Genomic DNA, 12,945 nt, shown 5'->3' on the forward strand with positions numbered 1-12,945 from the left:
GAGTCAAATGGGAACAGATCTTCGACGCAAGGCCTCGCAGCGCACTCAGTTTTTCAGGTTAAAGTTAGCCTCATGTGCAGTTATGCTACCGCTTATTGCTCTACAATCCTCCGTTACTTACGCATCCGATACCGAATCTACTCCCGCTGTCACCGTTATTGAAACCACACAACTGGTTGGTTTTGGTGAAGCAAAATACCCAGCAAATTTTACTCACTTCGATTACGTTAACCCGAATGCTCCTAAGTTTGGCAAAGTGACTTACGGTAGCATTGGTACTTACGATAGCTTTAATCGATTCGGTTCCCGCGGCGTTGCAGCCAGTTATTCAGGTGAAATTTACGATACGTTAATGTTTTCACCTAGTGATGAAATTGATGCGTACTATCCATTGATTGCTTCTAAAGTTCGTTATGCGAGTGATTTCTCTTGGATGGAAATCGATATCAACCCAAATGCTAAATTCCAAGATGGACAACCGATCACGGCTCATGATGTGGCGTTTACCTTCATGAAGTTTTCGACAGAAGGTGTGCCTCAATATCGTGTGTATTACAAAGACATCGAATCCGTTACCGCGATTTCTGATTTGGTTGTTCGTATCGAGATGAATAATCCGAATCGTGAGAAATTGTTTAGCTTTGCGCAAAGCACGCGCGTGTTACCTAAGCATTTCTGGAAAGACAGAAAACTCTCTGAGCCGCTAAGTGAACCGCCAGTCGGCAGCGGTCCTTATAAGATCATCAGTTATAAGTCGGGTCAAAGTGTTACTTACGGCCTTGATGAAAACTATTGGGCGGCAGATCTGCCCGTTAACGTGGGTCGCAATAACTTCAAGGAAGTGCAGTACGACTACTATCGTGATGACACTGTGATGTTAGAAGCCTTTAAAGCAGGGGAGTTCGACCTTAGAACAGAGAACTCAGCCAAGTTCTGGGCTAACTCTTACACCGGCGCAAACTTCGACAAAGGCTATATCGTCAAAGAAGAGATCAATCACGAGAAGCCAGAGTCGACCCAAGGCTTTGTTTACAATATTCAATCTCCGGTGTTCTCAGATCCTAAAGTTCGTGAAGCGTTGACGTACGCGATGGACTTTGAGTGGATGAATAAGAACATGTTCTACGGCCAGTACAAGCGAACTCGTAGTTATTTCCAAAACACTGACTATGAAGCGAAAGGTTTGCCAAGTGAAGACGAAGTGGCGTTGCTGTCTCAGTACAAAGACCAGATCCCACCTCGAGTGTTTACGGAAGAATACCAACCTCCTGTAACCGATGGTAGTGGTCGCATTCGTAGCCAAATGCGCACGGCATTTAAACTGCTGAAGGAAGCGGGTTGGGTACTAAAAGACAAAGTAATGACCAATGAAAAGACTGGCAAGCCTATGTCATTTGAGTTGCTGATTTACAGCCCAACGACGGAGCGTATTGCGACACCTGTTCAAAAGAACCTAAAACGAATGGGTATTGAGATGAAGATCCGCACGGTCGATACCACGCAATATATTAAGCGTCTTCGCGACCGAGACTTCGATATGGTCTCTTCATCGTTTTCGCCAAACCCTTATCCAAGTCCGAACTTAATGATTGTTTGGAATTCTAACTACATTGATTCTACTTACAATACAGCAGGTGTGATGGATCCTGTGGTGGATGCGTTAACTGAAGAAATCGCGCGTAACCAACAGAACCCAGAAAAGCTGCTTACGCTAGGTCGCTCTCTTGACCGTGTGTTGCAGTGGAACTTTTACAACATTCCTCAATGGCACGTGGGTGAATACCGAGTGGCCATGTGGGATAAGTTTGAGCGTCCGGATGTACTGCCTAAATACGATTTAGGTATCGATACATGGTGGATTTCAGAAGAGAAAGCGGCATTGCTTCCTGAGAAACGTCGCTAGGAGTTAGTTAGCATGGCTGCGTATATATTTCGACGTTTGTTGTTGGTGATCCCCACGTTGTGGGCGATTATCACGATTAACTTTTTCATTATTCAGATTGCGCCGGGTGGCCCAGTAGAACAGGCTGTGGCGCAGTTAGAAGGCCACAACTCCGGTATTATGGAGCGCTTTTCTGGTGGTGGACAAGAGGTTGATTTAAGCGAGAGTGATCAAGCGTCTGCCAGTGGCTATAAAGGCTCACGCGGGCTGGATCCAGAAGTGGTTGAAGAGATCAAAAAGCAATTTGGTTTTGATAAGCCAATTCACGTTCGCTATTTTGAGATGTTGAAAAATTACGCGACCTTTAACTTTGGTGAAAGCCTGTTTAAGGGCGGTAACGTTATTGATTTAATCATCGATCGTTTGCCTGTCTCTATTTCTTTGGGGCTTTGGAGTACGTTAATCATTTACGTGATATCGATACCTCTGGGCATTATGAAGGCGATTCATCACGGCTCTCGTTTTGATATTTGGTCGAGCGCGGTGGTGATTGTCGGTTATGCTGTCCCTGGCTTCTTGTTTGCTATCATTCTGATTATCTTATTCGCGAGTGGTAACTACTTCAGTTGGTTCCCTCTGCGAGGCTTGGTGTCGAGTAACTTCGACCAGCTTAACTGGTATCAGCAAATTGGTGATTACTTCTGGCATTTGGCATTGCCTATTTTCGCTATGGTGATCGGTGGTTTTGCCACACTCACTATGCTGACCAAAAACTCCTTCCTTGATGAAATTAACAAGCAATACGTGGTTACGGCACGAGCGAAAGGTTTGGACGAGAGCAGTATTCTCTACAAGCACGTTTTCCGTAACGCGATGTTGATCATTATTGCCGGATTTCCGAGCGCATTTATTAGTATTTTCTTCACGGGTTCTATGTTGATTGAAGTGATGTTTTCACTCGAAGGCATTGGCTTGCTTGGCTTTGAGTCCACCATTCAACGTGATTACCCAGTGGTATTTAGTTCTCTCTATATTATGACCTTACTGGGTTTGGTGTTGAGCATTATCTCCGACCTGACTTATACCTGGGTTGATCCTCGAATTGATTTTGAAGCGCGTTAATGGCGAATGAATAACAAAGGTATTGATTAAAAATGTTTAGCAACCCTTTAGCTGAAGCTCGTTGGTTACGTTTTAAAGCAAACAAGCGTGGTTTTATCTCTTTGTGGATATTCACCTTGTTGTTTGGCTTGAGCCTGTTTGCAGAGATCATCGCGAACGATAAGCCATTATTGGTTTCTTATGACGATCAATGGTTTGTGCCTGTCATTAATGAATACGCAGAGACAGAATTCGGTGGAGAGTTTGAAACCGAGGCTGACTATAAAGACCCGTATGTAATCGACCTCATTGAAGAGAGTGGCTACATCGTTTGGCCTATCATTCCTTTCAGCTACGACACCATCAACTTTGACATCGCAGGCGCGGTGCCATCGGAGCCTGATCCGGTGAACTGGTTGGGTACAGATGACAAAGGGCGAGATGTGTTGGCGAGGATTATTTACGGCTTTCGTATCTCGGTACTCTTTGGTTTTGTTCTGACGATCGTCTCAAGTTTCATTGGCGTGGTCGTTGGTGCTACGCAAGGTTACTACGGCGGCTGGGTTGACCTGTTTGGACAACGTTTCATCGAGGTGTGGTCTGGAATGCCGACTTTGTTCTTACTAATTATCTTGTCGAGTTTCATCGAGCCAAATTTTTGGTGGTTGCTGGGGATTATGGTGCTGTTCAGCTGGATGAGTTTGGTGGGTATTGTTCGCGCCGAGTTCTTACGTTGTCGTAACTTCGACTATGTACGTGCGGCACAAGCGATGGGCATCGATGACAAGCGCATTATGCTTCGTCACATGTTGCCAAACGCTATGGTTGCATCGCTAACTATGATGCCGTTCATCTTGTCTGGATCGGTGACCACACTGACGTCATTAGACTTCTTGGGCTTTGGTCTTCCAGCGGGTTCGCCTTCGTTAGGTGAGCTTCTGGCGCAAGGTAAAGCTAACTTACAAGCGCCTTGGCTTGGTATTTCCGCATTCGTTGTACTTTCTTTGATGCTTACGTTACTTGTCTTCGTCGGTGAAGCGGTGCGTGATGCCTTCGACCCACACCAACAGAAGTAAGGATAGGTTATGACTTCAAATACAGCTCCTGCTTCTCCAGTGCTAACCATAGACAAACTGTCCGTCGGTTTTGGAAGAAAGAAGGCGGTAGAGCAGGTAACACACGATGTTTCGCTCGAAATATACAAAGGTGAAACACTGGCGCTGGTAGGTGAGAGTGGCTCGGGTAAATCGGTGACGGCGAACTCCATCTTAAAACTACTGCCTAAAGGCTCCTCCCATTACTTGAATGGGACGATTAACTTCTCTGGTAGTGACATCTTGAGTTGTTCTGAGAGGCAACTGCGCGGTATTCGTGGTGGCCGTATCGGAATGATCTTCCAAGAGCCTATGGTTTCGCTAAATCCGCTTCATCGAATTGGCAAACAGCTTGTTGAAACCCTAGCCATTCACCGCGGAATGCGAACCAATAAAGCGCAAGCCTTGGCGATAGAGTGGTTATCTAAAGTAGGCATCCGTCATCCAGAGCAAAAAATATTAGCCTATCCGCATGAGTTATCTGGTGGTGAGCGTCAGCGTGTTATGATCGCGATGGCACTGATTAATGAGCCAGAGCTGCTTATTGCTGATGAGCCAACGACGGCATTGGATGTGTCGGTACAAGCGCAGATTCTCGACTTATTGAAAGACCTGCAACAAGAGCTTGGCATGGCGATGCTGTTTATCACCCATGATTTGAGTATTGTTCGTAAGATTGCCGATAGAGTTGCGGTGATGAAAGATGGTCGTCTTGTCGAAAGCAACGACTGCCAGACACTGTTTAATGCGCCAGCTCATCCTTACACACAAAAGCTAATCAATTCAGACCCTAAAGGTTTGCCTGTCCCGGTGTCACCCGACAGCCAACCGCTACTCGATGTAAATCAACTTCGAGTTTGGTTCCCAATTACGGGCGGCTTATTTAAGCGTACTATTTCGCATATTAAAGCGGTCACTGATATGGAGTTCACCCTTAAGAAAGGGCACTCAATTGGCTTAGTAGGAGAAAGTGGCTCAGGCAAGTCGACTACAGGTATGGCGATATTAAAGCTGGTGGAGAGTGAAGGTTCGATCACTTATGAAAGCGAACAGCTTCAAGGGCTAAACCGCCAGCAGATGCTGCCATTTCGAAGCCGCATGCAAGTCGTCTTTCAAGACCCATTCTCAGCTTTGAACCCAAGAATGTCGGTGGCACAAGTGATTGGTGAAGGCTTACGCGTCCATCAGCAGCTTGATGAGAGCGAAATGGACCAGCGTATCTGCGATGTGATGAAGGAGGTCGACCTTGACCCAGAAACGCGTCACCGTTATCCAAATGAATTTTCGGGCGGTCAAAGACAGCGAATTGCGATTGCACGAGCACTGATTCTGAAGCCAGAGTTTATCTTACTCGATGAGCCGACCTCTTCATTAGACAGAACGGTACAAGCTCAGGTATTAGACTTACTCAAGTCACTCCAAGAAAAGTACGATCTGACTTATCTGTTCATTAGCCACGATCTGAACGTCGTTAAATCCTTGTGTCATTACACCATAGTGATGAAAGCGGGTGAGGTGATAGAGAAGGGCGACACCGAGACGCTGTTTAGTGCTCCTCAACACGAATATACCAAGCAGTTGGTCAGCCTCTCGAACGTGTGTGGCGTGTAAGTCGCCAAGAGAAGCCCTACTCTTTATAACAAGGGCGCTCATGTTGAATTCAACATGGTCATTTAGTGGTTTTACGATTACACTGCGTCCAATATTTCAGAAGTACATATTTAGGTAGAGGTCACCATGGACCAAGAACATTACGAAGACGCTGACTACGAAGGTTACGAGCACGGTGAAGAAGGCGAAGAGATTGAAATTGAGGCGATTGGTGTCGATGTGTCATCTCAGCCAATTGAGCTCTACAAAGTGTTCAAGATCGCGAACTTAGTGAGTGGCGGTGGTGAAGCTAAGCACGTTATCTCTGAAGGCTACGTTGCGGTAAACGGTGAGTTGGAAACACGTAAGCGTCGTAAAATGTACGATGGTGACTTCTTTGAATTCAACCAAGAATACTATGTAGTGTGCTGTGATCAGCCAGTGCAAGAAGTAGAAGATAAACCAAAGAAAAAAGAAGCGGCTAAGAAAGACAACAAGTCGAAGAAAGGTCAGTCTAAAACGGATTCTAAGAAGAAAGAATCTAAGAAAAGCACTGCTGAAATGTTGAGTGCTAAAGCAGAACCAAAGAAAGATAAAAAGAAAGAAAACAAAGCGAAAAAGAAAGCGGACACGCCAAAGCCTCAACGTGATGAGAAAAGCGGCCGTAATTCGATTGAGTTCTTCTAATTTACCGTTCTAAATTGCTGGTTAACTATTCGTCTAAAACGACTCTTCTATAGCTAATTAGCAGCGCTGAACGTGTCTTTAGCGTTTGCCAGATACTAAAAGGCTCACTGTGATAGTGAGCCTTTTTTGGTTTGAAATTTAGCCTTTTGCTTAAATTTCGCTCTGCTTCGCCACAAACTCTAAAAACCTATCCCTGAGTGGATTCTCACTCTGTCCATTCCATATTAATCCGACAGGCCAAGTGGCGTGCTCACCTTGCAATGCAATGAATTCAACCTCAGTGTTGCTTATCTGCTGTGCGCTGCTCGGTACTATGGTGAAGCCAATATTCGCCGAGACTAACGCTAGCAAGGTAAGGATATCATCGGCTTCTTGCGCCTTTGATAGGTCGAGATGATTCGCTAGGCAATATTGTTGAATCTGTCTGTCTAATCCGGGGCCACGGTGTTGAGTGAGCTTTAGATAAGGCCATTTAGGCAATTCAGACAGGAGCTGATCTTTGTTTGGCACTTGCTTGAGAAGATCTTTGTGAATGGCAATCACAAGGCTGTCATCGAAAAGCGTTAGGCTGTTTAGATCTGACGAACTGGGGATTCGGTTGAAGCTGATATCGAGCTCGTGAGTCAATAACTCGTCCGTCTGCTGCTTAGAAGGTGTGTCATTTAAGGTGATGTGAACATTTGGCTGCTGTTTTTTGTACGCTGCAATCAGCTTGGGTGCTTCATGATAAGTAGAAACACCAAAGCCAATGTTTAAATGACCCTCTGTCCCGTTGACCACCGAGCCAGAAAGCTGCTCAAAGGCTTGCATTGAATCGACCAAGCGTTGGGCATCTGCCAGTAACGTCTTGCCTGCGTGTGTTAGCTCTGCGCCATTTCTGCCACGAGAAAACAGGCTCGCCTCAATGTTGGACTCAAGCCGTTGAATCTTTTTGGTGAGTGCCGACTGAGTAATGTAGAGCTGCTCTGAAGCCAAACGATAATTTCCCGACTTAGCCAGCTGACAAAATGCCTTCAGTAAATCAAATTCCATTCCAAATGCTCATTGAACTACGAATATTTTTCATTATATGGAATTGAATCGATTTTTTTATACTGGGTCCACAGCAAATCGGATAAAGCGAAAATTAGAGGACGAATCATGAAAAGAGACATCAAAGTAGCATCGGTCCAGTTTAACCATCATGCCGGCGACAAAGCTTACAACTTATCGGTGATTGAGCATTACGTTCAACAAGCAGCGGACAGTGGTGTCGAGATCATCAGTTTCCCGGAGATGTGTATTACTGGCTACTGGCATGTGTCTGCTTTGTCGCGAGCTGAGATTGAAGCGTTAGCGGAACCTGTACCGAGCGGTGAATCTACTCAAAAGCTGATTGCACTAGCAGCACGATTTGGAATGAGTGTTGGTGCGGGCTTGATAGAGCAGGGTATCGATGGCGAGTTATACAACACTTATGTGTTCGCGATGCCAAATGGTGAGGTACAAAAGCATCGCAAATTGCACACTTTCGTAAGCCCATATATGAGTAGCGGCGATCAATACACTGTGTTTGATACTCCCCACGGGTGCAAAGTCGGTATCCTGATTTGTTGGGATAACAACTTGGTTGAGAACGTACGAATCACTGCTTTGAAAGGGGCTGATATTCTGATTGCACCGCATCAGACGGGCGGTTGTCATTCACGTAGCCCGAACGCGATGAAGCGAATTGACCCAGAACTATGGTTTAACCGAAAGGAAAACCCTGAAGCGATTCGTGCCGAGATGCAGGGTAAGAATGGACGCGAGTGGCTGATGCGTTGGCTACCGGCAAGGGCACACGACAACGGCATGTTTGTGGTGTTTAGTAATGGTGTGGGCGTTGATATGGATGAAGTCAGAACGGGCAATGCGATGATCCTAAGCCCTTATGGTGAAATTATTACTGAGACAGACAGTGTTGATAACGACATGGTAATTGCAGAGCTAAAAGCCGAAGAGTTGAATATGTGTACTGGCAGGCGCTGGATTCGTGGTCGTAAGCCAGAGCTTTATCATTCACTGACGCAGCCATTAGGTCATGAACTGGATCCACACCAAGCGCGTTTTGCAGATAAATAATGTTGAAGGTGCTGGTGGGTTAAGTGAGTGAATGGTGGGAAAATGGGGGGAAGGGGAGTTCTAAACTTTAAATGTAGTCTCCCCACTTAAATCGTTTTTAAGTGGGGAGACTACCTACACAGAAATAAGCAATTGCCTATGTTTAGTGGCGGGTTCGAGACGAGGTAAGATCCGCAGCTCGTAGTTGAGCAATCGCTTTGGCAAGTTCAAGCTGAGCTTGCGCAAAGTTAACGTCTACATTGCCCTTATTGATGTTCTCTAGAGCGGCGTGTTTCGCTTCCTCTGCGCGAGCACGGTCAATGTCTTTTGCGTGCAAAGCGGTATCGGCCAGCACAGTCACTACATCGGGTTGAACTTCAATCATCCCGCCAGACACATAAAGCACTTCATCTTCTGCTTTTGGGTCGGTGACAAATACTGTCACGCCCGGTTTTATTTTGCTAAGAAGCGGGGAGTGACCGGGACGAATCCCGAGTTCACCATCTGCTCCAGAAACGGCTAGGGCATATGCCGGCCCTGAAAACAACGTACCTTCGGCACTTACGATATTAAGTTGAAATGTATTGTCTGTAATTCCAATAGCCATGATGCACCTAACTGTTAGAGTGATTTAGCTTTTTCAAGCACTTCGTCGATAGAGCCACAGTACAAGAATGCTTGCTCTGGAATGTCGTCGTATTCACCATTTAATAGGCCTTTGAAGCCTCTTAGCGTTTCGCTGAGTGGTACAAACACACCTTTCTGACCGGTAAAGACTTCCGCTACGTGGTAAGGCTGAGTTAAGAAACGTTCAATCTTACGAGCACGAGATACGACCTGCTTATCTTCTGTAGAAAGCTCATCCATACCAAGAATCGCGATGATGTCTTTTAGCTCTTTGTAGCGTTGCAGCGTGGTTTGAACCGTTTGTGCAATGTCGTAGTGCTCTTGGCCTACGATCAGCGGGTCCAATTGACGTGACGTTGAATCTAGTGGGTCAATCGCAGGGTATAGGCCCAGTGCCGCGATGTTACGAGACAGTACAACGGTCGCATCTAAGTGAGCAAAGGTTGTTGCTGGCGATGGGTCAGTCAAGTCATCCGCAGGTACGTATACCGCTTGGATAGAGGTGATAGAGCCCTGTTTTGTTGACGTGATTCGCTCTTGAAGTACACCCATCTCTTCCGCTAGCGTTGGTTGGTAACCTACCGCTGAAGGCATACGACCTAACAGCGCAGATACTTCTGTCCCCGCAAGCGTGTAACGGTAGATGTTATCGATGAATAACAGTACGTCACGGCCTTCATCACGGAAGCGTTCAGCCATAGTTAGGCCAGTAAGCGCAACACGTAGACGGTTACCCGGTGGCTCGTTCATTTGGCCGTAAACCATGGCAACTTTGTCTAGTACGCCAGCTTCTTTCATTTCGTAGTAGAAGTCGTTACCTTCACGAGTACGTTCACCTACACCGGTAAATACCGACAAACCTGAGTGAGCTTTGGCGATGTTGTTGATAAGCTCCATCATGTTGACGGTTTTACCTACACCGGCACCACCAAACAGACCAATTTTACCACCCTTAGCGAATGGACAGATAAGGTCGATAACCTTAACACCTGTCTCAAGCAATTCAGTGCTGTTGGCTTGCTCTTCATAAGAAGGGGCTTCGCGATGGATCTCGTAGTTCTCTTTTTGGCCGATTTCGCCACATTCATCGATAGGTTGGCCGAGCACATTCATGATACGGCCTAGTGTTTCTTCACCGACTGGAACTGTGATTGGAGAACCTGTATTTTCAACGGTTAGGCCACGACGCAAGCCGTCTGATGTGCCCATCGCAATACAGCGAACAATGTTGCCGCCAAGTTGCTGTTGAACTTCTAATACCAGCGAGCTTGCTTCGTCGCTAGTGACTTTCAATGCATCATAAACGCGTGGGCTGTTATTGCCGCTAAACTCGACGTCGACCACCGCGCCGATCACTTTTACTATTTTTCCAACACTCATGTGTAATTCCTCAAATTCTATTCTGACCCGCTCTTGTCTGCCCTTAGACAGCTTGTGCACCTGAGACGATTTCACTCAGCTCTTGGGTAATGGCAGCTTGTCTTGCCTTGTTGTACACCAACTGCAAATCATCGATGAGCTGGCCTGCGTTGTCGGTAGCGGCTTTCATGGCTACCATTCGGGCAGCTTGCTCACAGGCAATGCTCTCAACGATGCCTTGATACACTTGAGATTCGATGTATCGGTGTAACAGTTCAGAGAGTATGTCTCTTGGCGCTTGCTCATAGATGTAGTCCCAACGGCGTTCTTTCTTGGCTTCACCGTCTGCCTCTGAGTCAGAAGGGTGGGGTAGAAGTTGTAAAGTCGTTGGAGCTTGGACCATGGTGTTAACGAACTGGTTGTAGACCAGATACAAGCTGTCGATTTTGCCTTCGTCATAGTGACCAAGCATCGCGTTGACCGTACCTAAGATGTCTTCTAACTTAGGTGCGTCACCTAGGCCTGAGGTTTGTGCGATAACATTGCCGCCGCGTTGGAAAAATGAGATAGCTTTTGAACCAATTAGGGTGGTTTCTACCTCAACGCCCTTAGCGCGCCATTGCTCCATTTCTTCCAGAACTTTCTTGAACAAGTTGGAGTTCAAGCCACCACATAAACCGCGGTCAGACGAAATAATGATGTAAGCCACGCGTTTAGGTTCACGCTGTTGAAGGTAAGGGTGCTGGTATTCCAGCGACCCTGATGCAACATGGGAGATAACCTTACGCATGTTTTCGGCATATGGTCGCGTCTGCGTCATGTTGTCTTGAACCTTACGCATCTTACTTGCCGCGACCATTTCCATTGCACTTGTGATTTTTTGAGTGTTACTAACACTGGCTATCTTGGTGCGAATTTCTTTAGTACTTGCCATAATCTGCTCCTATCTGTTTTTGTTTCCAGCTAACAAACCGGAGCACTTACCAAGCTTTCATCCCAACAAAACCTTCTAGAATCTCTTTAAGAGCGCTATCGATTTCGTCGTTGTAATCACCTGTCGCGTTAATCTTGTCGATCAGCGCTGGGTTTTGAGCTTTGGCGTACGCGATCAGCTCTTCTTCGAAGCGGGCTAGGTTGTTTAGCTCAACATCGACTAGGTAACCTTTTTCAGCCGCATAAATCACAGTAGCTTGCTCTGCAACCGACATAGGGGAGTACTGCTTTTGCTTCATCAGCTCAGTCACACGCTCACCATGGTCAAGTTGCTTGCGCGTCATTTCATCTAGGTCTGAAGAGAACTGAGCGAATGCTGCCAATTCACGGTATTGAGCCAGTGAAGTACGGATACCACCAGATAGCTTCTTGATGATTTTGCACTGAGCAGCACCACCCACACGAGATACCGAGATACCTGGGTCAACGGCTGGACGTAAGCCTGCGTTGAATAGCTGTGTCTGTAGGAAAACCTGACCGTCGGTAATCGAGATTACATTGGTTGGTACGAATGCCGATACGTCGCCGGCTTGAGTTTCAATGATAGGAAGCGCTGTCAATGAGCCTGTTTGGCCTTTCACTTCACCGTTAGTGAACTTCTCTACATACTCTGCATTGACTCGTGCTGCACGTTCTAACAGGCGTGAGTGAAGGTAGAATACGTCGCCAGGGAAGGCTTCACGGCCCGGTGGGCGTTTAAGTAGCAATGAGATTTGGCGGTATGCGACCGCTTGTTTGGATAGGTCATCGTAGATGATCAGTGCATCTTCACCACGGTCACGGAAGTATTCGCCCATGGTGCAACCCGCGTAGGGTGCTAGGTATTGAAGCGCAGCTGATTCTGACGCTGATGCGACAACTACAATAGTGTTCTTAAGCGCGTCGTGCTCTTCAAGCTTGCGAACCACGTTAGCGATGGTTGATGCTTTTTGACCAATTGCCACATACACACATTTAATGCCTGAGTCTTTTTGGTTGATGATGGCGTCGATTGCTAATGCTGTTTTACCTGTCTGACGGTCACCAATGATCAGTTCACGTTGACCACGACCGATAGGCACCATGGTATCTACCGCTTTGTAGCCAGTCTGAATAGGCTGGTCTACAGACTTACGTTCAATTACACCTGGGGCAATCACTTCTACAGGGTCAAGGCGGTCACAACTTACAGGACCCTTACCATCAATTGGCTCTCCTAGAGTGTTTACTACACGGCCCAGAAGCCCATTACCGACTGGCACTTCCAAGATACGGCCCGTGCCTTTTACTTTCATGCCTTCAGAAAGGTCAATGTAAGGACCCATAACCACCGCACCAACAGAGTGGGTGTCTAGGTTAAGTGCAAGTGCGTATTTGCCACGAGGTAGTTCAATCATCTCGCCTTGCATCACATCTGCAAGACCGTTGATGGTGATGATGCCATCACGAACCGATACGATAGTGCCTTCGTTGCGAGCTTCAGTGCTCACGTTAAATTGCGAGATTCGCTCTCTAATTAGATCACTAATTTCATTTGAATTTAATTGCATT

Annotated in this window: 11 protein-coding genes; 6 read left to right on the forward strand and 5 right to left on the reverse strand. The window is 46.5% G+C overall.

The annotated features are described in order from the left end of the window. The first annotated feature begins 7 nt into the window (after window positions 1–7). The 5 genes from BTO10_RS01735 (at window position 8) to BTO10_RS01755 (ending at window position 6,354) form a co-directional block, all read left to right on the forward strand. Window positions 8–1,903, forward strand: a complete 1,896-nt coding sequence (locus tag BTO10_RS01735) for an extracellular solute-binding protein (RefSeq protein ID WP_105023349.1) — start codon at window positions 8–10, stop codon at window positions 1,901–1,903. Window positions 1,904–1,915: 12 nt separating this feature from the next. After that, the gene (locus BTO10_RS01740; protein ID WP_105023350.1) at window positions 1,916–3,004 is read left to right on the forward strand and encodes a microcin C ABC transporter permease YejB; all 1,089 of its coding nucleotides are present in this window, start codon (window positions 1,916–1,918) and stop codon (window positions 3,002–3,004) included. A gap of 32 nt (window positions 3,005–3,036) precedes the next feature. Then, window positions 3,037–4,059, forward strand: coding sequence for an ABC transporter permease (locus tag BTO10_RS01745; RefSeq protein WP_105023351.1), 1,023 nt, complete (start codon window positions 3,037–3,039; stop codon window positions 4,057–4,059). Window positions 4,060–4,068: 9 nt separating this feature from the next. Further along, window positions 4,069–5,688 (forward strand): microcin C ABC transporter ATP-binding protein YejF, encoded by a 1,620-nt coding sequence (gene yejF, locus BTO10_RS01750; protein ID WP_105023352.1) that lies wholly within the window; start codon window positions 4,069–4,071, stop codon window positions 5,686–5,688. Window positions 5,689–5,814: 126 nt separating this feature from the next. Continuing rightward, window positions 5,815–6,354 carry an RNA-binding S4 domain-containing protein gene (locus BTO10_RS01755; protein WP_105023353.1) on the forward strand — a complete coding sequence of 180 codons (540 nt, stop codon included), beginning with the start codon at window positions 5,815–5,817 and terminating at the stop codon, window positions 6,352–6,354. Between the two features lie 150 nt (window positions 6,355–6,504). Here the strand turns inward: BTO10_RS01755 and BTO10_RS01760 are convergent, their stop codons facing one another. After that, window positions 6,505–7,386, reverse strand: a complete 882-nt coding sequence (locus BTO10_RS01760) for a LysR family transcriptional regulator (protein WP_105023354.1) — start codon at window positions 7,384–7,386, stop codon at window positions 6,505–6,507. Between the two features lie 108 nt (window positions 7,387–7,494). On the opposite strand from BTO10_RS01760, the gene BTO10_RS01765 reads away from it, so the two are divergent. Then, entirely contained in the window at window positions 7,495–8,457 is a 963-nt protein-coding gene (locus tag BTO10_RS01765) for a nitrilase family protein (RefSeq protein WP_105023355.1), read from the forward strand. A 142-nt stretch (window positions 8,458–8,599) separates the two neighbouring features. On the opposite strand, the gene BTO10_RS01770 is transcribed toward BTO10_RS01765, so the two are convergent. The 4 genes from BTO10_RS01770 to atpA are packed head-to-tail and all read right to left on the reverse strand — an operon-like array spanning window position 8,600 to window position 12,944. After that, a complete protein-coding gene (locus BTO10_RS01770) occupies window positions 8,600–9,043 on the reverse strand; it encodes a F0F1 ATP synthase subunit epsilon (RefSeq protein WP_004741161.1) in 444 nt (147 codons plus the stop codon). 14 nt (window positions 9,044–9,057) lie between these two features. Continuing rightward, window positions 9,058–10,443: a F0F1 ATP synthase subunit beta gene (gene atpD / locus BTO10_RS01775; RefSeq protein ID WP_004741162.1), complete on the reverse strand. Its 1,386-nt coding sequence runs from the start codon at window positions 10,441–10,443 to the stop codon at window positions 9,058–9,060. 43 nt (window positions 10,444–10,486) lie between these two features. Continuing rightward, on the reverse strand, window positions 10,487–11,356 hold the full coding sequence (atpG, locus tag BTO10_RS01780; RefSeq protein WP_063521901.1) for a F0F1 ATP synthase subunit gamma: 870 nt from the start codon (window positions 11,354–11,356) through the stop codon (window positions 10,487–10,489). Between the two features lie 46 nt (window positions 11,357–11,402). Then, window positions 11,403–12,944, reverse strand: a complete 1,542-nt coding sequence (gene atpA, locus BTO10_RS01785; protein WP_105023356.1) for a F0F1 ATP synthase subunit alpha — start codon at window positions 12,942–12,944, stop codon at window positions 11,403–11,405. Window position 12,945: the final 1 nt, after the last annotated feature.

It is taken from the genome of Vibrio chagasii, assembly GCF_002954585.1.
GTDB lineage: Bacteria > Pseudomonadota > Gammaproteobacteria > Enterobacterales > Vibrionaceae > Vibrio > Vibrio chagasii_A.

Coding starts and splice junctions, on each gene's coding strand:
- BTO10_RS01740 (WP_105023350.1), top strand. CDS start 1,916: ATGGCTGCGTATATATTTCGACGTTTGTTGTTGGTGATCCCCACGTTG.
- BTO10_RS01735 (WP_105023349.1), top strand. CDS start 8: ATGGGAACAGATCTTCGACGCAAGGCCTCGCAGCGCACTCAGTTTTTC.
- BTO10_RS01745 (WP_105023351.1), top strand. CDS start 3,037: ATGTTTAGCAACCCTTTAGCTGAAGCTCGTTGGTTACGTTTTAAAGCA.
- BTO10_RS01765 (WP_105023355.1), top strand. CDS start 7,495: ATGAAAAGAGACATCAAAGTAGCATCGGTCCAGTTTAACCATCATGCC.
- yejF (WP_105023352.1), top strand. CDS start 4,069: ATGACTTCAAATACAGCTCCTGCTTCTCCAGTGCTAACCATAGACAAA.
- BTO10_RS01755 (WP_105023353.1), top strand. CDS start 5,815: ATGGACCAAGAACATTACGAAGACGCTGACTACGAAGGTTACGAGCAC.
- BTO10_RS01760 (WP_105023354.1), bottom strand. CDS start 7,386: ATGGAATTTGATTTACTGAAGGCATTTTGTCAGCTGGCTAAGTCGGGA.
- BTO10_RS01770 (WP_004741161.1), bottom strand. CDS start 9,043: ATGGCTATTGGAATTACAGACAATACATTTCAACTTAATATCGTAAGT.
- atpG (WP_063521901.1), bottom strand. CDS start 11,356: ATGGCAAGTACTAAAGAAATTCGCACCAAGATAGCCAGTGTTAGTAAC.
- atpD (WP_004741162.1), bottom strand. CDS start 10,443: ATGAGTGTTGGAAAAATAGTAAAAGTGATCGGCGCGGTGGTCGACGTC.
- atpA (WP_105023356.1), bottom strand. CDS start 12,944: ATGCAATTAAATTCAAATGAAATTAGTGATCTAATTAGAGAGCGAATC.